This is a genomic window from Streptomyces sp. TE5632 (genome assembly GCF_054061295.1).
In genome coordinates this window covers 410,972-429,563 of sequence record NZ_JBSSEA010000002.1, presented here as the reverse complement: position 1 = coordinate 429,563, position 18,592 = coordinate 410,972, and the positions used below count along the sequence as shown (strand labels likewise).

General features: G+C 71.5%; 16 protein-coding genes and 2 pseudogenes. 7 read left to right on the top strand and 11 right to left on the bottom strand.

Annotated features, from left to right (window positions below; genetic code table 11):
* Positions 1–107: 107 nt before the first annotated feature.
* From ACVW19_RS04050 to ACVW19_RS04040, 3 genes are all read right to left on the bottom strand, one after another.
* Entirely contained in the window at positions 108–1,076 is a 969-nt protein-coding gene (locus ACVW19_RS04050) for an acetylxylan esterase (RefSeq protein ID WP_457456622.1), read from the bottom strand.
* A 190-nt stretch (positions 1,077–1,266) separates the two neighbouring features.
* Positions 1,267–1,986 carry a ferredoxin reductase gene (locus ACVW19_RS04045; protein ID WP_457456967.1) on the bottom strand — a complete coding sequence of 240 codons (720 nt, stop codon included), beginning with the start codon at positions 1,984–1,986 and terminating at the stop codon, positions 1,267–1,269.
* A 73-nt stretch (positions 1,987–2,059) separates the two neighbouring features.
* Positions 2,060–2,665 (bottom strand): sulfite oxidase-like oxidoreductase, encoded by a 606-nt coding sequence (locus tag ACVW19_RS04040; protein ID WP_457456620.1) that lies wholly within the window; start codon positions 2,663–2,665, stop codon positions 2,060–2,062.
* 379 nt (positions 2,666–3,044) lie between these two features.
* On the opposite strand from ACVW19_RS04040, the gene ACVW19_RS04035 reads away from it, so the two are divergent.
* On the top strand, positions 3,045–3,944 hold the full coding sequence (locus ACVW19_RS04035) for a putative protein N(5)-glutamine methyltransferase (RefSeq protein ID WP_457456618.1): 900 nt from the start codon (positions 3,045–3,047) through the stop codon (positions 3,942–3,944).
* On the opposite strand, the gene ACVW19_RS04030 is transcribed toward ACVW19_RS04035, so the two are convergent.
* Entirely contained in the window at positions 3,934–6,048 is a 2,115-nt protein-coding gene (locus ACVW19_RS04030) for a SpoIIE family protein phosphatase (protein ID WP_457456616.1), read from the bottom strand. The genes ACVW19_RS04035 and ACVW19_RS04030 overlap by 11 nt on opposite strands.
* A gap of 244 nt (positions 6,049–6,292) precedes the next feature.
* Between ACVW19_RS04030 and ACVW19_RS04025 the strand changes: the two genes are divergently transcribed.
* From ACVW19_RS04025 to ACVW19_RS04015, 3 genes and pseudogenes are all read left to right on the top strand, one after another.
* Positions 6,293–6,664 carry a hypothetical protein gene (locus ACVW19_RS04025; protein WP_457456614.1) on the top strand — a complete coding sequence of 124 codons (372 nt, stop codon included), beginning with the start codon at positions 6,293–6,295 and terminating at the stop codon, positions 6,662–6,664.
* 149 nt (positions 6,665–6,813) lie between these two features.
* Positions 6,814–8,829: an FAD-dependent oxidoreductase gene (locus ACVW19_RS04020; protein ID WP_457456612.1), complete on the top strand. Its 2,016-nt coding sequence runs from the start codon at positions 6,814–6,816 to the stop codon at positions 8,827–8,829.
* A gap of 31 nt (positions 8,830–8,860) precedes the next feature.
* Positions 8,861–9,406 (top strand): annotated as a pseudogene (locus tag ACVW19_RS04015) (PadR family transcriptional regulator); the annotation flags it as partial.
* Positions 9,407–9,577: 171 nt separating this feature from the next.
* Here the strand turns inward: ACVW19_RS04015 and ACVW19_RS04010 are convergent.
* Positions 9,578–10,117, bottom strand: coding sequence for a hypothetical protein (locus ACVW19_RS04010; protein WP_457456610.1), 540 nt, complete (start codon positions 10,115–10,117; stop codon positions 9,578–9,580).
* A gap of 164 nt (positions 10,118–10,281) precedes the next feature.
* Positions 10,282–11,313 carry a fibronectin type III domain-containing protein gene (locus ACVW19_RS04005; protein ID WP_457456608.1) on the bottom strand — a complete coding sequence of 344 codons (1,032 nt, stop codon included), beginning with the start codon at positions 11,311–11,313 and terminating at the stop codon, positions 10,282–10,284.
* Positions 11,314–11,611: 298 nt separating this feature from the next.
* Here ACVW19_RS04005 and ACVW19_RS04000 point away from each other — a divergent pair.
* Positions 11,612–12,246 (top strand): annotated as a pseudogene (locus ACVW19_RS04000) (glycoside hydrolase family 75 protein).
* Positions 12,247–12,272: 26 nt separating this feature from the next.
* On the opposite strand, the gene ACVW19_RS03995 reads toward ACVW19_RS04000, so the two are convergent.
* The 3 genes from ACVW19_RS03995 to dhaK are packed head-to-tail and all read right to left on the bottom strand — an operon-like array spanning position 12,273 to position 14,343.
* Positions 12,273–12,683, bottom strand: a complete 411-nt coding sequence (locus tag ACVW19_RS03995) for a PTS-dependent dihydroxyacetone kinase phosphotransferase subunit DhaM (protein WP_457456606.1) — start codon at positions 12,681–12,683, stop codon at positions 12,273–12,275.
* The gene (gene dhaL / locus ACVW19_RS03990) at positions 12,676–13,302 is read right to left on the bottom strand and encodes a dihydroxyacetone kinase subunit DhaL (RefSeq protein WP_457456604.1); all 627 of its coding nucleotides are present in this window, start codon (positions 13,300–13,302) and stop codon (positions 12,676–12,678) included. The genes ACVW19_RS03995 and dhaL overlap by 8 nt, the downstream gene beginning before the upstream one ends.
* Before the next feature lie 48 nt (positions 13,303–13,350).
* The gene (gene dhaK, locus ACVW19_RS03985) at positions 13,351–14,343 is read right to left on the bottom strand and encodes a dihydroxyacetone kinase subunit DhaK (protein ID WP_457456602.1); all 993 of its coding nucleotides are present in this window, start codon (positions 14,341–14,343) and stop codon (positions 13,351–13,353) included.
* A 657-nt stretch (positions 14,344–15,000) separates the two neighbouring features.
* On the opposite strand from dhaK, the gene istA reads away from it, so the two are divergent.
* Both istA and istB read left to right on the top strand, forming a co-directional pair.
* Positions 15,001–16,500, top strand: coding sequence for an IS21 family transposase (gene istA / locus ACVW19_RS03980; RefSeq protein ID WP_457456966.1), 1,500 nt, complete (start codon positions 15,001–15,003; stop codon positions 16,498–16,500).
* Complete coding sequence (gene istB / locus ACVW19_RS03975) at positions 16,497–17,258, top strand: IS21-like element helper ATPase IstB (protein ID WP_457456600.1); 762 nt, start codon at positions 16,497–16,499, stop codon at positions 17,256–17,258. The genes istA and istB overlap by 4 nt, the downstream gene beginning before the upstream one ends.
* 71 nt (positions 17,259–17,329) lie before the next feature.
* Here istB and ACVW19_RS03970 read toward each other — a convergent pair whose 3' ends face one another.
* Positions 17,330–18,040, bottom strand: coding sequence for a hypothetical protein (locus ACVW19_RS03970; protein WP_457456598.1), 711 nt, complete (start codon positions 18,038–18,040; stop codon positions 17,330–17,332).
* 172 nt (positions 18,041–18,212) lie between these two features.
* Positions 18,213–18,560 carry a hypothetical protein gene (locus ACVW19_RS03965; protein ID WP_457456596.1) on the bottom strand — a complete coding sequence of 116 codons (348 nt, stop codon included), beginning with the start codon at positions 18,558–18,560 and terminating at the stop codon, positions 18,213–18,215.
* Positions 18,561–18,592 lie beyond the last annotated feature (32 nt).

Genomic DNA, 18,592 nt, shown 5'->3' with positions numbered 1-18,592 from the left:
GCCGCCACTCTTGGCGACCATATGGATACAGAAAGGAGCCGATCGGGCCTGTTCCCCGGCTTTGGCCGACTGCCCTGCCGGAGTACGGGCCGCGCACTTTCGCGAGGTCAGACGTGCGAGCGCATCCAGCGGAGCTTGGCCGCCTCCTGGAAGGGGCCGCCGCCCTCGTGGTCGTTGAAGTCGTACACCTCGATGGACTTGTCGTCGTGCGTCCAGGCGTTGAAGGCGGCGAAGACCGTCGAGGGCGGGCAGGTCTGGTCCTCGAGGGCCGCCGAGAACAGCGCCGGGGCACGGCCGCGGGCGGCGAAGTGCACGCCGTCGAAGTAGGACAGGGTGCGCAGGGCGTCCTCGGTGCGGCCCCGGTGCGTCCTGAGGAAGAGACCGATCTCCCGGTACGGGTGCCGGTCGGTGAGCGTCGCGGCACGCGGGAAGTCGCACAGGAACGGCACGTCCGGAGCGACGGCCGCCAGGTCCGGGACCAGGCCGCCCACCGCGAGGGCGACCCCGCCGCCCTGGCTCGCGCCGACGGCCGCGGTGCGGGCCGCGTCGGCCAGCGGGTGTGCGCGGGCCGCCTCCACCGCGCGCACCGCGTCCGTGAACACCCGGCGGTAGTAGTAGTTCTCGGGTGCGTCGATGCCACGCGTCATGAACCCGGGGTACGCCGGCGCGCCGCCCACCGGGTCCGCCGTACCACCGCCGGCGCCCCAGGCGCTGCCCTGGCCGCGGGTGTCCATCACGAAGTGCGCCCGGCCCGTGGACGCCCACAGCAGATGCTCGTGCGGCAGACCGCGACCCCCGCCGTAGCCGATGAACTGCACGACCAGCGGCAGCGGTTCCTCGGCCCCGGCGGGCAGCGTCAGCCAGCCCTTGACCGGGTGGCCCCCGAAACCGGCGAACGTCACATCGAGGACCCGCACCGTGGACAGGCCCGTGTCGACCGGCTCGAAGCGGACGTCCAGGTCGTGCTCGCGTGCCTCCGCGAGCGTCTTGGACCAGAACGCGTCGAAGTCCTCCGGGACGGTGGAGGCGCTCCGGTACTCGCGCAGTTCGTCGAGCGGTAGGTCGAACAGGGCCATGAGGGACCGCCTTTGCACGGAGACAGTACGAAGCGATCACACCGTACGTGGGCCGCGGGAGCAGTCGCCAGAGCACGTGCGGGGCTCCGTCCACGCCCGATGCGAGAACGGAGGCGCACAGGTGAAGGGTGCAGAAAGCGCTTGTGCCCGATGGGGCCGCCGTCCTGCGGCGGCCCCTGCGCGGCGCGGGTCAGCCGAAGCGCTCGATACGGATCCGGTCCACGGGCTGGCCGGCCGCGACAAGCAGCCTGGAGGCGTGCTCGGCAAAGGAGTTGGAACCGCACACATAGGCTTCCCACCCATCCTCGGGAGCGTCGGCCAGGAGCGGCGCCACATGTGCGGCCGTCATACGTCCCACGGTCACGTCCTCCGGCGCGCTCCGGGTGAACACGGGCAGGGTCTCCGCGCCGAACTCACCCCGGTAGATCAGTTCCTCGGGGCTGCGCGCCGACACCAGCAGCCGCAGGGGCAGTGACAGGCCCCGGGCCCTGTGGTGCCGCACCATCGACATCAGCGGGACCACACCCGAGCCGGCTCCCAGCAGCAGCGCGGGCCGGTCGCCCGGCCAGGCGAAGAAGCCGCTCAGCGGGCCGCGCACCTCGACCCGGTCACCGGGCCGGGCCACCGAGTGGAACCAGCCCGAGACCTCGCCGCCCGCCACATGGTCCAGGGTCAGCTCGATGTGCCCAAAGTCGTCCGGTGCGGACGCGATCGAGTAGTGGCGCTGAGCCACATAGCCGTCCTCGGCGGTCAGCCGCAGCAGCAGGTGCTGACCCGGCACATGCCCCGGCCAGCCGGGCACGGCGAAGCGGAAGGTCGCGGCGCGCGGGGTCTCGCGGCGGATCCCGGTCAGTGTCGCCGTCCGCCACACCGAGGCCGTCTGCTGGCTCACGCCGATGCGTCCGGGCACGGCGAACCGTGTCGGCGGGGCGAACCGGGCGGGCGGAGCCGAACCCTTCGGCCCCTGCGGCAGTGTCACTCGCTCAGTCACCGGAGTACCGCTGCTCCTCCCAGGGATTGCCGCGCGCGTGGTAGCCGTTGCCCTCCCAGAAACCCGGCTCGTCGTGGTCGAGGATCCGCAGGCCCGCGATCCACTTGACGCTCTTCCAGAAGTACAGGTGCGGCACGATCAGCCGGGCCGGGCCGCCGTGCTCGGGCGGGATCGGCCGGCCGTCGTACTCCCAAACGATCCAGGCCCGCCCGCCGGTCAGGTCGGCGAGCGGCAGGTTCGCCGTGTAGCCGGTGTGCGAGTAGGCGACGGCATGGGTGGCGGACCCGTCGGGCCGGACGAGATCCATGAAGGTGTCCAGGGAGACGCCGCCGAACCGCACCCCGAACTTCGACCAGCCCGTCACACAGTGGATCGCGCCCTCGTACGCCGAGGCCGGCAGGGCGTGCGCCTGCTCCCAGTCCCACGTACGGGGCTCGGCCACCAGCCCGTCGATCCGGAACGTCCAGTCGGCGGGCGCGAGGTCGGGGGTGACCTCGGCGGACAGCACGGGCCATTCGTCGCCCGCGTCGTACTGACCGGGCGGCAGACCGGGACGGTCCACGCGGGGGCGGCCGGTGAAGCCGCGGGTGATGTTCACGTGATCGGCGATTCCGTTGCGAGTGGTGCTCAGATGTTTCCGGTGTTTCCGGCTTCAACCGTACGGGGTGCCGGAGAACACCCGCACACCGATCTCGCCTGTCGGCCCCCGGCCGAACCGCCCGCGCCCCAGGCCTCCCCACCGGCCTCGGTCCCGCCACACCGTGTGCACCGCGCCGGACGGAAAAAGCCGTACGACCGGCAGCGTCGTCGGGTAGTGTGGCGACCCGGCTGCGGACGGTCCCAGCCGTCGACGGCCCGGGGAGGTGAGACCCATTACCGCTGTGTCAGGTCGGGTGCTCTCACCTCGAAGCGAAGCGGATCACCCGCAGTAGGTGACCGCGGGAGCGCCCTTCGGCTCCCGAAAGGCTCTTGCCGCCATGTCGTCCCCGTCTCCCTCGCCCGTCCCGCAGTCCTCTCGCCGGTTCTCTCCCGTCCGGCCGGAGCCCGCCCAATCGCAGCCCGCCGGGCCGCCGCCTGCCGGACCGCCACCCACCCCGCCTTCCGCGCCCGCCGACCGGGACTCCGTCGTCGCCACGCTGCGCGCCGCGGGCTGTGTCTTCGCCGAGGACGAGGCCGAGCTGATCCTCGCCGCCGCGCACACCCCGGACGACGTGACCGCGATGGTCGCGCGCAGGGTGCGCGGGCTTCCACTCGAACTCGTCGTCGGCTGGGCCGAGTTCAGGGGCCGACGGATCGCCGTGACCCCCGGTGTCTTCGTACCCCGGCGCCGTACCGAGTTCCTCGTGGCGCAGGCGCTCGCCCAGGCGCCCGACGCGGCCGTCGTCGTGGACCTGTGCTGCGGTTCGGGCGCCGTCGGCGCGGCGCTGGCCGACGGGCTCGGCTCGGTCGAACTGCACGCCGCCGACATCGACCCGGTCGCCGTGCGCTGTGCCCGCCGCAATGTCGCGGACGCCGGCGGACAGGTGCACGTCGGAGACCTGTTCGAGGCGCTGCCCGCAGCGTTGCGCGGCCGGATCGACATCCTCGCGGCCAACGTGCCGTACGTGCCCAGCGGCGAGATCGGTCTGCTCCCGCCGGAGGCCCGCGAGCACGAGCCGCGCGTCGCACTCGACGGCGGCACGGACGGACTCGACGTGCTGCGCCGGGTGGCCGCAGGGGCACCCGACTGGCTGGCGCCCGGCGGGTGCCTCCTGGTCGAGACGAGCCGCCGGCAGGCTCCCGGGGCCGCCGCCGTCCTCACCGGTGCCGGACTGCGGGTCCGCCGGACCGCGTCCGAGGAGGAGTACGCCCATGTCGTGATCGGCGTCAGACCATAGGACCGCCCGCGCGTTCCGTACCGACGAAAGTCGTCGCGCGGGCGATGAGCAGGGCCACGTCGTCGAAGTTGTCGGGCTCGTGCAGCGTACGCAGCAGCAGGTCGCACATGTCCTCGAGGGAGCGGTCGGGGCCGTGCAGCAGCGTGAGCAGGCGGTCGAGACGCTGGTCCAGCGGGTGCCGGCGGGTCTCGACGAGGCCGTCGGTGTAGAGCACCAGCCGGTCGCCCGGCTCGATCCCGACGGCGGTCGTGGAGAACTTGACGCCGCCCACACCCAGCGGCACCCCGGTGGGCAGATCGAGCAGTTCCGGGGTGCCGCCGGCCCGTACCCGTACCGGCGGCAGGTGTCCCGCGTTGGCGATCAGGCACTGGTGCTCACGGGGGTCGTGGACGGCGTAGACACAGGTGGCGATGGCATCCTCCAGACCGCCGACGATCCGGTCGAGGTGCTCCAGGAGCACCGCCGGATCGAGGCCGAGCGAGGCCAGCGTGTTCGTCGCCGTGCGCAGCTGTCCCATGGTGGCCGCCGCCGGGATGCCGCTGCCCATCACGTCTCCCACCACGAGGGCCGTCCTGCCGCCGCCCAGCGGGATCACGTCGAACCAGTCACCGCCCACCTCGCTGATGCTGCCCGCGGGCTGGTAGCGGGAGGCGACCTCGAGCCCGCCCGTGACGGGCGGATGGCTGGGCAGCAGACTGCGCTGCAGGGTGAGTGCGGCGTCGCGGGCGCTCTGGTACCAGCGGGCGTTGTCGATCTGCACCGCCGCGCGGGCGGCCAGTTCCCGGGCCAGCAGCAGGTCGTCCTCGTCGAACGGCCGCGGATTGCCGGTGCGCTTGAGGTCGAGCGCGCCCAGTACCTCGCCGCGTGCGATGAGCGGCACGGCCAGATACGAGTGCACACCCGCCCGGCCCAGCAGTTCGGTCGCCTGGGCGGAGCGGGCGATGCGGGCGAGGTCTTCGTTCCTCACATGCGGCAGCATCACGGGCAGGCCGGTGCGTACGCACTCGGTGACCAGCCGGTCCGGGCCGTACCGGGCCACCTGGCCCGGCGGATCGGCCGCCCGCAGGGCGTCGTCCGCGCCCGCGCCCGCGCCCCGGACCGCCAGCGCCCGGATCATCGCCGGTTCGGCCGGGGCGAGGGTGCTGCGGTGGCCCCGGACCACCGCGTCCAGCAGGTCCACGGCCGCCACGTCGGCCAGTTCCGGCACGGCCACGTCGGCCAGCTCACGGGCCGTACGCTCCAGGTCCAGGGTGGTGCCGATCCGCACCGAGGCGTCGGCGACGACGGCCAGCCGGCGCCGGGCCGTCTCGGCCTCCACGGCCGCCCGGTGCTGCTCGGTGATGTCCACCACGGACACGGCCACGCCCAGCACCGAGCCGAGCGCGTTCTCCAGCCGGTAGAGCGAGACCGACCAGGCGTGGTCCACCTCGGGGTCGGCCGGGGTCCGGCCGATCATGGACTGGTCGACGACCGGTTTCCCGGTGTCCAGGACCCGGAGCGCCGCGGCCTCGACGGCGTCGGCGTCCAGCCGCGGCAGCACCTCGCGGACCGTGCGGCCCAGATGGTCGTCGGCCGGCATGCCGTTGATCTGTTCCAGCGCCGGGTTGACCGAGACGTACCGCAGACCGGTGTCCAGTACGGCCAGCCCGATCGGGGACTGGGCGACGATCCGGGTGGACAGCGCCACGTCCCGCTCCATCCGGCGCACGGTCGACTGGTCGACCGCGAGGCCGAGGGCGTAGACGGCGCCGCGGTCGTCCGTCAGCCGCATGTTGCGGAACTCCACCATCCGGGTGCCGCCGTCCTTGCGCCGGATGGGGAAGGCCCCGGCCCAGCTCTGCCCGGTGCGCATGACATCGGAGAACAGCTTGACCACCAGGTCCAGATACCGCTCGTCCACCATGATCCGCGCGGCGTACCGGCCCAGCGCCTCCTCGGTGCTGTAGCCGAACAGTTCCTCGGCCTGGGGGCTCCACAGGACGATCCGCCCCTCGGGGTCCAGCACCACCGAGGCCACACGCAGCACGTCGAGCAGCCCGCTGGGACGGACCGGCCCCGGTGCCGCCCCGCCGCCCTCGATCAGGGGTGACTCGGCTGAACTCATCGCACGCCCCGCCTTCGCCGATTCTCACGGCACGCCGTCGCGGTGCCGTCATCCCTTGTTCTACCGCGCGTGGGGGCGATTTTCCGCCGCTCCGACCGTCTCCTGTCACCTTCTTCCTCTCATCCGGCGGGTGCCCCGCGATCCCCCGGGCACGCCGGTGGTGCGCGGGTGGTGCTCCCGCGCGTGCGGTGTTTCCCCGGGGAGGGGTGGGGAAGCCGGTGGGGCGACGAGAGGAGCGATCACGATGGGCAGTGAACGAACGCACCCGGAATCCGTCTCGGTCGAGATCAGCGGGTGCGACAAGCATGACGCGCGGATCGTCTTCGACACGCTGTGCGCGTGCTTCACGTCCGACCGGTGCTCCGACGACGTACCGGAGAAGTTCCACGAGACCCGCCCGATGGTGTGGCTCGGCACGTTCGACGTCGCCGCCCCGCAGGAGGGCGGCGCCCGCCCGGCCCGGTTGTCGTCGTCGGTCGACGCCGACGTGTACGGCGGCTACTGGGCCGTCGACCGGTTCCGCACCACCCTGGACTCCCTGTTCACGGTGCACGATCTGAGCACGGTCTCGGGCGACCAGGAGGAGGAACTGCACATCCGCCTCGAAAGCCGGTGACCCGCCGGGGCACGGCGGCGCGCACGGACACCCCGACGGTCCTCCGCGCCGCCGGCTCACCGCGCCCTCCGTCCTGTTTGTGCAACTAGTTGCACAAACAGGTGCGCGTCCTCTACAACAGAGGCACCACACCGCGCACGGAGGGCCCGATGAGCCGATACCCGCACCTGCTGACCCCCCTCGACCTGGGCTTCACGACCCTGCCCAACCGGGTCCTCATGGGCTCCATGCACATAGGCCTCGAGGAGGCCGAGGGCGGCTTCACACGCATGGCCGAGTTCTACGCGGCCCGTGCCCGCGGCGGCGTGGGACTCATCGTCACCGGCGGCATCGCACCCAACGACGAGGGGCGGGCCTTCGAGGGCGGTGCGAAGCTCACCACCGACGCGGAGGCCGAGCAGCACCGGACCGTCACCGAGGCCGTGCACCGTGAGGGCGGGCGGATCGCCCTGCAGATCCTGCACTTCGGCCGGTACGCCTACCACCAGGACCTGGTCGCCCCCAGCCCGCTCCAGGCGCCGATCAGCCCCTTCACACCCCGCGAACTCACCGACGCCGAGGTCGAGCGCACGGTCGACGACTACGTCCGCACCGCCCGCCTCGCCCGGCAGGCCGGCTACGACGGCGTCGAGATCATGGGTTCCGAGGGTTATCTGATCAACGAGTTCATCGTCGAGCAGACCAACCGGCGCACGGACCGCTGGGGCGGCTCGTACGAGAACCGGACGCGCTTCCCCCTCGAGATCGTCCGCCGGGTGCGCGAGGCGGTCGGTGAGGACTTCATCGTCATCTACCGGCTCTCCATGCTGGACCTCGTCCCCGGCGGTTCGACCCTGGACGAGGTGATCGCACTGGCCCGCGCCGTCGAGGCGGCCGGCGCCACGATCATCAACACCGGCATCGGCTGGCACGAGGCCCGCATCCCCACCATCGCCACCTCGGTACCCCGCGGTGCGTACACCTGGGTGACGAAGCGGCTCATGGGTGAGGTCTCGGTCCCCCTCGTCACCACCAACCGCATCAACACCCCCGAACTCGCCGAGGAACTGCTCGCCGAGGGACACGCCGACATGGTGTCGATGGCCCGCCCGATGCTCGCCGACCCCGACTTCGTCGCCAAGGCCGCGGACGGCCGGTCCGAGGCGATCAACACCTGCATCGGCTGCAACCAGGCCTGCCTGGACCACACCTTCAGCGGACAGATCACCTCCTGCCTGGTCAATCCGCGCGCCTGCCACGAGACCGAACTGGTGCTGTCACCGACCAGGCACCGCAAGCGCGTCGCGGTCGTCGGCGCCGGCCCGGCCGGGCTCGCCTGCGCCGTCAGCGCCGCCGAACGCGGCCACGAGGTCACCCTGTTCGACGCCGCGAGCGAGATCGGTGGCCAGCTCAACGTCGCGCGGAAGGTCCCCGGCAAGCAGGAGTTCGACGAGACCCTGCGCTACTTCCGTACCCGGCTCGCCGAACTGGCCGTGGACGTACGCCTGGACACCCTGGTCACGGCCGACGACGTCACCGGCCACGACGAGGTCGTCGTCGCCACCGGCGTCAGCCCGCGCGTGCCCGACCTCCCCGGCATCGACCACCCGAGCGTGCTCGGCTACCTCGACGTGCTGCGCGACGGCGCCCCCGTCGGCGACCGGGTCGCGATCCTCGGCGCGGGCGGCATCGGCTTCGACGTCGCCGAGTTTCTCACCGACGGCGGCGACAAGGCGCACGAGCACCCCGAGACGTACTTCCGTCAGTGGGGCGTCGACATGGAGCACCGCACGCCCGGCGGTCTTACCGCACCCCAGCGGCCCGCCCCGCCGCGCACCGTCCACCTGCTCCAGCGCAAGACGTCCAAGGTCGGCGCGGGGCTCGGCAAGACCACCGGCTGGATCCACCGCACCGAACTCCGCCACCGCGGCGTCACCATGGTCCCCGGGGTGCGCTACGACCGTATCGACGACGCCGGTCTGCATGTCACCGTCGACGGCGAGAGCACCGTTCTGGAGGTGGACACGATCGTCCTGTGCACCGGCCAGGAACCGCGCCGCGACCTGTACGAGGAACTGGTCGCCGCCGGGCACGCCGTCCACCTGATCGGCGGCGCCGACCTGGCCGCCGAACTGGACGCCAAACGCGCCATCAAGCAGGGCACGGAGCTGGCGGCGGCCCTGTAGAGCGGCGCATTCCGTCCCTAGGATCGATCCCATGTCACTCCCGCACGCCATCCTCACCGCCCTGCTCGAGAAGCCGTCGTCCGGACTGGAGCTGACCCGGCGCTTCGACAGGTCGATCGGCTACTTCTGGTCCGCGACGCATCAGCAGATCTACCGCGAGCTGGGGAAACTGGAGGCAGAGGGGCTGATCCGGGCGCTGTCCGCCGAACAGCCCGCCCGCGGGCAGAGGAAATCCTACGAGGTCCTGCCGGCGGGCCGCGCCGAACTGGCCCGCTGGACCTCCGCCTCGCAGGACCCCAAACCGCTCCGTGACGCGCTGTTGCTGCGGCTGAGGGCGGCGGCGGTGGTCGGCACCGGAGGGCTCGAGGCAGATTTTCGACGCCATCTGGAGCTGCATGAAAGGCAGTTGGCGGAGTACAAGGACATCGAGCAGCGCGACTTCCCGCCCGGCAGGGACGGCAGGGAGGACCGGCTCCGGCATCTGGTGCTGCGGGCGGGCATCGACCTGGAGACCTTCTGGACCCGGTGGCTCGAGCACGCGCTGACGGAGTTCGCGGAGCTGCCGGACACCGAGGGGGCGGGGCGGAACGAGCGGACCGGGCGGGCCGAGCCGACCGACTCGCCGGGCTCCGCCCTCACGGATCCGTCCGGCTCCGGGCGTGCGGAACCGGACGGATCGGGTTCCGGAGGGAAGTGACGCCGACCGCCCGACCGGAGCGCGTCGGACGTGATGGCGGCCGGCGCCGTCTCAGAGGCGGTTCGGCTTGCCGCGCCGCCGCAGGTACCAGGCCGTGGCGAGGAGACCGGTGCCGACCAGCGCGCCGCCGGCCACCAGTGTCACCGTGCCGTAGTCCGTGGAGCCGCCGCCGATGCCGCCCATCACCCCGCGGGTCGGCGAGGGCGGGTCGGAGACCGCCGGGCTGGGAGCGGGATCGGCGGCGACGACGACGGACTGCGTGCCCGCGGTGGTCCCGTTCGAACACACCACGATCACCGTGTGGGTTCCCGAGCCGACGTCCGACCAGGCGGCGGACTGTCCCGAGCCGGTCCCGGACAGCGCCACCTGGCGGCCCTGGGAGAAGTTCGACTGGCCGCCGTCGAGCAGCGAGGCGGTGCCCCAGCTGCCGTTGAGCTGGGCGCACGCGGTGGTGGTGACGGAGACCGTCGAACCGGTGGTGCTCACGGAGATTCCGGGGCCCGAGGCGGCCGGGCCCGCCAGGGTCAGGGGCAGCGCGGCGGCGGCTGCCACGGTCAGACCGGAACGGAGCAGTGGCTTCGAATAGCGCATGTGAACTGCCTTCCGGCGGCACGGCTGGCGGTACATCCCTTGCGCCGCCGAGGATCGGGGAACGCCCGTGCTGCCACGGGCCCAGCCAATGCGCACCCGGCCCGCGGCGCATTCCGGCCGCCGCCGGGCAGGTGACGACTGCCGTCGCCCGGACGAGGACGGGCTCAGCGGCGCGGGCCCGTCGTCACCGTGCGCTCCGCCGAGAAACCGCCCCAGGTCCCGTCCGGCAGCTTGGCCCGGATCCGGACCCGATGGGTGACCCCCGCCTCCTCGCCCGCGTAGAAGCTGTACGTCGCCCGGTCGCGCGGTGCGTCCCCTCCGTAGACGAGTGAGGTGGCCGCGCGGCCGTCCAGCCGCACCTCGTACTCGGTGATCACCCCGTCCACGCGCGGCGGCACCCAGCTGAGGCCGATGTGGTACGCCCCCTCGAAGCGGTGACTCGTGGCGCGGAAGCCGGTGGGCGCCGTGGCGCGACCGTCGTCACGGCCCGGTGTGGTGAGGCGGACGGGGGCGCCGGCGGGGGAGAGATTGTCGGCGGCGTCCCGAGCCCGGACGGTGAAGGCGTAGCGGGTGCCCGGCCGCAGCCCCGTCAGCACGGTGGCGGTCTGACCCCCGCCGACGCTGTGGATCTTCGTCTCTCCCTGGTACACGTCGTAGGAGAGCACGCCCCGGTCGTCCGTCGAGGCCGACCAGGACAGCTGCACCGCCCGGCTGCCGGCCGCTGTGCCGCGGACGTCCGTGGGACGGCTGGGCGCGGACCGGTCGGCCGCCGTGGCCGCGGGTGTCGTCGCCCGGACCTCCCGGCTGCGCGGTCCGAGCCGCCCGTCCGTGTCCCGCGCCCGCACGGTGAAGGCATATGTGGTGGCGGGCCGGAGCCTGGTGACATCCACCATGTGTTCGGAACCGGGCACTTCCTTGACCTTTGTGGCGCCCTGATACACCTCGTACCGGCTCACCTCGGCGCTCGCGGCGGCGACGGTGTTCCACATGACATGCACGCTGGTGGCGCTGCCGGCCTCGGCCGTGACACCCGTCGGAGCTCCGGGCGGCCGTTCGCCGTCGTTCCCGCTTCCGTTCCCGGATCCGCTCCCACCGCAGGAGACGATCAACAGGAGTCCGCCGCAGAGCGTGCCAAGGAGCACCCCGCGCAGCGTGCCACGCCGGCGAGGGGGCACGGCAACAGGAACGCCTCGCACGGCTCTGCCTCCCGAAGGGCACAGGGAACGGTGAAATGGTCCGTACCAATATGGCGTGGCTGACGCGACCACATCAAGAGGGTGTGGCGGGGCCCTTGTGAGGCGGCCGAAGGTGCGCCGTACGGCCCTGCCTCGGTGGCCGCGGCACCACTCCGGGATGAGATTGGCCGAGTGCTCGTCAGTGTCCCCTGCGAGAGGCCCGCACACCGTGAACCCCGTCCAGTCGCTCGCACTGGCCGTGGCCGGCGTCTCCCTGTTCGCCCCTGCGACGCTCCACGACACCTCGTCCCAGGCCCGCATGGAACAACCGGCCGCGCAGCAGGAGGACGCCGGCAGCACTGCCGGCACTGTCAGCGCCGCCGACCTGCTGGCCGAGGTGCGTGACTGCACCCCCGTCTCCCACGGCAACCACCGGAGCGACCTGGGCGCCCGCGCCACCATCCCGGTGTGCGGCACTCGCGACGTCGTGTTCCGGGAGGCCGACATGGACATCGACTGCGACGGACAGCCGGGTGTTCGTCGCAACACCCGTACCGACCCGCACTTCTCCGCCGCCACCGCCTTCACACAGTCCGACGGCCGCCCCCTGAAATCCGAGACCCTGCCCTTCGTGGTGGTGCCGGCGCCGAGCGTGCTCTGGGACCACCGGGCGCACGGCGTCCGAGGCGGCTCGGTGGTGGCCGTCGTGTATCGCGACCGGGTGCAGTACGCGGTCGTCGGCGACACCGGACCCGCGGGCATCCTCGGTGAGGCGTCCTGCGCGACGGCCGAAGCGCGCTCGGTATCGATCCCGACCCGCGGGGCGGCGGCACCTCCTCCGGTGTCACCTACATCGTGTTCAGGGACAGCCGGGTGACCCCCGTCGAGGACCGCCGGGCGGCGGTGACGACGGGGGAGAGGCTCGCCCGGCAGTTCGTGAACGGCGACCGGTGAACGGCGACCGCGCCGAAGCCCGACCCTCACACCTTCCGGTACGTGTATGCATCCGCCGCGGCGGCCTCCACCGCCGTGAGGTCCGCTCCCGTCGCTGCCGTGACCACCGCGGCCACCGCTCCCTCCACGAACGGCGCGTCCACCAGTCGGGTGTGCTCCGGGAGTTCGTCGCCCTCGGCGAGCAGTGCCTTCACGGTGAGCACCGCGCTGCCCAGGTCGGCCAGGACGGCGATCCCGGCGCCGCCGTCGACGGACGCCGCCGCGGTGGCGACGAGTTCGGCGCTCGTACCGAGACCTCCGTCCTCCGTACCGCCCGCCGGGGCGACGGCCACCGCGGTACCGGCGCCGGCCAGGCCCGTCGCCAGCTCGGCGACCGAGGCCGCCACCTGCGCGCTGTGCGACACCAGGACGATCCCCACCAGCTTCCCCTCACTCATCGGCAGCCTCCGCGCCTCCGGCGGGGCCGGAGGCATCGGCGAGGCCGGCGATCAGCAGCGCCGACGACGTGGCCCCGGGATCCTGGTGCCCGATGCTCCGCTCGCCCAGGTAACTGGCCCTGCCCTTGCGGGCCCGCAACGGCGTCGTGGCCACCGCACCCTCCTCGGCGGCGGCCCGCGCCGCGGCGAAGGAATCACCGAGCGCGTCGACCGCGGGTACCAGGGCGTCGATCATCGTCTTGTCGCCCGGCGCCGCGCCCCCGAGCTGCCGGACCGCGTCCACTCCGGTGCGCAGCGCCTCGGCCAACTGCTGCCTGCTCACCTCGGTGGCCTCCCCGAGGGCCTTGCCGGTGCGGCGCAGCAGTGTCCCGTACAGGGGCCCGGACGCGCCGCCCACGCTCGAGATGAGCAGGCGCCCGGACAGGGTCAGGACTGCGCCGGGCGTGGTGGGCGGTTCCTTCTCCAGCGCGGCCCGCACCGCGGTGAACCCGCGCTGGAGGTTGCTGCCGTGGTCGGCGTCACCGATGGGCGAGTCGAGGGCGGTGAGCCGCTCCGCCTCACGGTCGACGGACGCGGCGGTCACCGTCATCCAACGGCGGAAGAATTCGGCGTCGAGCACTGGAACTCCTTGCGAGATAGGCACTGTGAACCGATACCCCGGTGTCCGTCAGACGCCCCAGCGCAGTCCCGGGGTGTTCACCGGCGCGTCCCACAGCCGCAGCAGCTCCTCGTCGATCTGGCACAGGGTGACCGAGGCACCGGCCATGTCGAGCGACGTCACGTAGTTGCCGACGAGGACCCGGGCGACGGGGACACCGCGCTCGCCGAGCACCCGCTGCACCTCGGCGTTGAAGCCGTACAGCTCCAGCAGCGGGGTCGCACCCATGCCGTTGACCAGGACCAGGACCGGATTGCGAGGGGTGAGGTCCTGGAGGATCGCGTCGACGGCGGCCTCGGCGATCTCGCCCGAGGTCATCATGGGCCGCCGCTCCCGGCCCGGCTCGCCGTGGATGCCGATGCCCAACTCCAGCTCGCCGGGCGGAAGATCGAAGGTGGGGCTGCCCTTGGCGGGCGTGGTGACGGCGCTCAGGGCCACGCCGAAACTGCGGGAGTTCTCATTGACCTGACGGGCCACGGCCTCCACCCGCTCCAGCGGCTGCCCCTCCTCGGCCGCCGCGCCCGCGATCTTCTCCACGAACAGCGTCGCCCCGGTGCCGCGCCGGCCGGCGGTGTAGAGGCTGTCGGTCACCGCGACGTCGTCGTTGACCAGTACTTTCGCGACCCGGACGCCCTCGTCCTCGGCGAGTTCGGCGGCCATGTCGAAGTTGAGCACGTCACCGGTGTAGTTCTTCACGACGAACAGCACCCCGGCCCCGCTGTCCACGGCCGCCGCCGCCCGCACCATCTGGTCGGGCACGGGGGAGGTGAACACCTCGCCGGGACAGGCCGCCGAGAGCATCCCGGGGCCCACGAACCCGCCGTGCAGTGGCTCGTGCCCCGATCCGCCGCCGGAGACCAGACCCACCTTCCCGGCCACGGGAGCGTCCCGCCGGACGATCACCCGGTTCTCCACATCCACCGCGAGTTCGGGATGAGCCGCCGCCATCCCACGCAACGCGTCCGCGACAACGGTCTCCGGCACATTGATCAGCATCTTCACGGGTGCCTCCTAGAGGGCTTGGCAGATGGGTCTTCCACCTGCGTTTTTGCTGGTCAGAGTAGGTAGGGGAAGTTCTCGATCTTGACGGTCCGCAGCGGCCCGAAGCGGGCTGTGACGGTACTGATGCTGACTTGACGCTGACTTTGATGGCGGGCCGTCGGGTCTGCTGGGTGGTCGGATGCGGGCCGACTGAAGTCCTCTTGTCTGAAGTATTGACCTTGCGGGAGCGAAGGTCACGTACGCGGGCGCTCAGGTGTGCCCGGGAGGCGGGGCGGACCGCGATGCGGACGGGGTCCGCGCGGCCGACGCGGCGGTGCCGGGGAGGGGCTCTGCCGTGAAATTCAGGAAGTGTCAGCGGTCATGCAATTCCCCACGATCTGCACGATCAGCGTCACGTAATTCCCCACCCCCGTGGTCACGACTCCCCGCCGGGACGCTGACCACCGGGGATGCCGCCGACCGCGCTCGAACTGGCGCATTGTTCCCTGTTCAGGGTGGCTTGAGTAGCTACGGGTCACTCCCTGTGAATCGTTCGGGTTCCCCATGGGCATGCCGGTGCCGGGTTGAGGACCTGGGACCTCTCGGAGTCGTCGCGGTCCCTCGACCTGCGAGCCGAGAGGCCGACGGACGCACCGGATGGCAAGGAGAACGTTCACCGTGGTCGACATCGTCGAGATCTACGTGCACTGGTACGCGGGCCGCTCCAAGAGCCAGGTGGCCGCCTCGCTGGGGGCGGACCGCAAGACGATCAGGAAGTACCTGGCGCCGGCGGAGGCGGCCGGGATCACCCCGGGCGGGCCGCCCATGAGCGAGACGGACTGGGCCAAGCTGCTCAAGAGCTGGTTCCCGGAGCTGGCCGGCCGGAAGCTGAACCAGGTCAGGTGGGCAGAGATCGAACCGCACCGCGACCACGTCAAGGAACTGCTGAAGACGACGACGGTCACCACGATCCACCAACGCCTGCGGGACGAAGGCAAGGCGACGGTGTCGCTGTCGACGTTCCGCCGCTGGGTGCACGAGAACCTGCCCGACGAGGCGGCCCGCTCCAAGGTCACGGTGCTGCGGGACGATGTCGAGCCGGGCTCGGAGGCCCAGATCGACTACGGCTTCCTGGGGCAGTGGATCAACCCGGCCGGCGGGAAGCGGCACCGGACCTGGGCGTTCGTGATGGTGCTGCCCGCCTCACGGCACATGTTCGTGCGCCCGGTGGTGCACATGGACCAGCACGCCTGGACCCTCGCGCACGTGGAAGCGTTCCGCTTCTTCGGTGGTGTCCCGCGGCGTCTGGTGCCGGACAACCTGAAGACCGGGGTGGACAAGCCGGATCTCTACGACCCGCAGGTCAACAAGTCGTATGCCGAACTCGCCGCCTACTACGGCACGTTGGTGGACCCGGCGCGCGCCTCGAAGCCGAAGGGCAAGCCGCGGGTGGAGCGGCCCATGCCCTATGTCCGCGATTCGTTCTGGAGCGGGCGGACGTTCACCTCGACCGAGCACGTGCAGGCCGAGGCCCTGCTGCCCCTGCCGCCCGAGCCGTTCGTGCCGGCCAGATGGTCGAGGGCGATGGTCGGCCCGGACATCCACGTCAAGGTCGGCCGCACTCTCTGCTCGGTGCCCTGGAAGCTGATCGGACGCCGCGTCGATGTCCGCTCCACCGCCACCATGGTGCAGATCTTCCACGAGGGCGAGCTGGTCAAGACCCATGCGGCACTTGAGCAGGGCAAGCGCACCGACAGAGGCGACTACCCGCCCGAGAAGATCGCCTTCCAGATGAGGACACCGATCTGGTGCCGCGGCCAGGCATCCCAGGTCGGCGACGCCTGCCGGGAAGTGATCGACCAGCTGCTGGAGGTCAACGCCCTCTACCGGCTCCGCGCGGCCCAGGGGGTCCTCGGGCTGCGGAAGAAGTACGGCGACACCAGACTCGAGGCCGCCTGCCGGAAGGCGGCCTCGGTCGCTGATCCGTCCTATCGCACCGTCAAGGGCATCCTGGTCGCCGGCACCGAGACCGACCCGGAACCGGAGACCGGCGATGCCGGGGCCGCGGCCTTCCTGCACGGGCCCGAGGGCCTGTTCGCCGCCACCGTCCCCACCCAGATGCCGGGCGATGTCCACGACGACCAGGACCGCGGTGACGCCGAGGAGGCCGCCCGATGAGCGTGATGACCACCGCCCTGCGCGACTCGCTCAAGACACTGCGGCTGTCCGGGATGCTCGAGACCCTCGACGCCCGCCTCACCCAGGCCCAGGGCGGCGAACTCGGGCACCTCGACTTCCTCCAGGTCCTTTGCCAGGACGAGATCAGCCGCCGCGAGAGCGTCGCGCTCGAACGCCGCCTGCGCAAGGCCAGGTTCGAGCAGCAGGCCACCCTGGAGGGCTTCGACTTCACCGCTTCCCCGAAGCTGCCGGCCGCCCAGATCCGCGACCTCGCGGCCCTGCGCTGGCTCCACTCCGGCGAGTCCGTCATCCTGTTCGGACCCGTCGGCGTCGGGAAGACACACGTCGCCCAGGGGCTCGGCCACCAGGCCGTCCGCCAGGGAGCCAATGTCCGCTTCACCAAGACCAGCCGCATCCTGGCCGAGCTCGCCGGCGGCCACGCGGACCGCACCTGGGACAAGCGGATGCGCGAACTCATCCGCCCCGACCTGCTCATCCTCGACGACTTCGCCATGCGCCAGCTGACCGCACCCCAGGCCGACGACCTCTACGAACTCGTCTCCGAACGGCAGGCCCGGTCCCTGATCATCACCAGCAACCGGGCGCCCAGCGACTGGTATCCCCTCTTCCCCAACCCGGTCGTCGCCGAGTCGTTGCTGGACCGGCTGATCAACGCCAGCCACCAGGTGATCATGAACGGCCCCAGCTGCCGGCCCAACAAGCGGCCCAAGGGCCCCACCGAGCCCCCAGTTAAGTAACCCAAACGACAACAGAGTTGGGGAGTTACATGACCACAGTCCCTGCGGAAACGCTGACCGTCGACAGTCGGTCAGCTCTGCAGCCAGATCCGCAGCGGGCCGATCGTCTCGAACCCGTGGCGGATGGCAGCATTCAGGTCCTCACCGTGCTCATAGCCGACCACGGGCAGGCCGGGGAACAGCCCATGCACCGCGTTCAGCACCACCGGCCAGACCGCGTCACCGCTACCCTCCCGCGCGAAGACGTTGGAGATCCCGACCACCTGGTCGCTGCGGCTCGCCACCGCCCCGGCGGCCACGTGACCGTCAGCGGAGCGACCGGCAAGCACGAAGGTGGCCGGATCGTCGAGCAACTCAGGCCGGAACAGGTCCGCGTTGCCCGCCCCGCCGTCCCAGGCGAGCGCCCAGGCCCGCAGCATCTTTGGACTGCGGACCGCGTCCCAGGCAAGGTCCGGAGCGGCGGCCGGAGCGCCCGCCGGGCGGTGGATCCACTGCGCGTCGAACAGTACCTGGAAGCCCGCCCGCGCCAGGTCGAGGTCGGCGAAGCTGTCCTTGACGCAGGCGCCGGGCACCCCCATATCGATCCGGGTCAGCAGCGCAGCCTCATCGGCACCCGGCACCAGCGCCACCGCGTCGGGGTAGTACAGCGGCGTCCGGACCGGAGCGGACCATGCCTGCCGACCGAACTCGCTGCCCACACCGTGCGATCGGCTCATCACCGCACACCACTCTGCGTTGTTGCGGGCAGCCGCCTCGACCAGGAACCGCTTCGTCGCCGTCACGAGTGTGGATCATGGCCCGTCCGGGCCTGTGCCGTCGAACAATTTTGTTGCGGCCGCAGGGCAAACGCTCCGCGCTCTCTCACCAGTTCCTGGGGAATTACGTGACCACACCCCCTGGGGAATTGCGTGACCGTCGACACAAGTTGGTCCGCCCGCTGAAAAAACAGGCAGCTCACGGCCGGAGGCATTCGCCCTGCGGGTCGAAGCAGACGAGACCGTGCTCACGAGCCAGCGAGGCGGCGTACTCGGAGACTTCCTCAGCCGTTCCGTAGGACATGAGCAGGTACACGACCGGACCCGATGCCTCATCGAGGATCGGTGACGACGCCCACACGACACTGCGATCGACGTCGTCCGGGTATCGCTCCACGAGAGCTTCGACGTAGGCGACGATGCGTGGCGCCGGGGGCACGACGTCGTCCGACTCGAGGTAGCGCTCGTACAGCTCGTCGTAGGTCGCACCCGCTTGATGGTTGTCGAGTGGACGTTCGCCGTCCCACACAGCAAGGTCATAGCTCACCGGCGAATCGTCGCAGGTAGCGGTTCCACCGG

Coding starts and splice junctions, on each gene's coding strand:
- ACVW19_RS04050 (WP_457456622.1), bottom strand. CDS start 1,076: ATGGCCCTGTTCGACCTACCGCTCGACGAACTGCGCGAGTACCGGAGC.
- ACVW19_RS04035 (WP_457456618.1), top strand. CDS start 3,045: ATGTCGTCCCCGTCTCCCTCGCCCGTCCCGCAGTCCTCTCGCCGGTTC.
- ACVW19_RS04030 (WP_457456616.1), bottom strand. CDS start 6,048: ATGAGTTCAGCCGAGTCACCCCTGATCGAGGGCGGCGGGGCGGCACCG.
- ACVW19_RS04025 (WP_457456614.1), top strand. CDS start 6,293: ATGGGCAGTGAACGAACGCACCCGGAATCCGTCTCGGTCGAGATCAGC.
- ACVW19_RS04020 (WP_457456612.1), top strand. CDS start 6,814: ATGAGCCGATACCCGCACCTGCTGACCCCCCTCGACCTGGGCTTCACG.
- ACVW19_RS04010 (WP_457456610.1), bottom strand. CDS start 10,117: ATGCGCTATTCGAAGCCACTGCTCCGTTCCGGTCTGACCGTGGCAGCC.
- ACVW19_RS03995 (WP_457456606.1), bottom strand. CDS start 12,683: ATGAGTGAGGGGAAGCTGGTGGGGATCGTCCTGGTGTCGCACAGCGCG.
- istB (WP_457456600.1), top strand. CDS start 16,497: ATGAGCGTGATGACCACCGCCCTGCGCGACTCGCTCAAGACACTGCGG.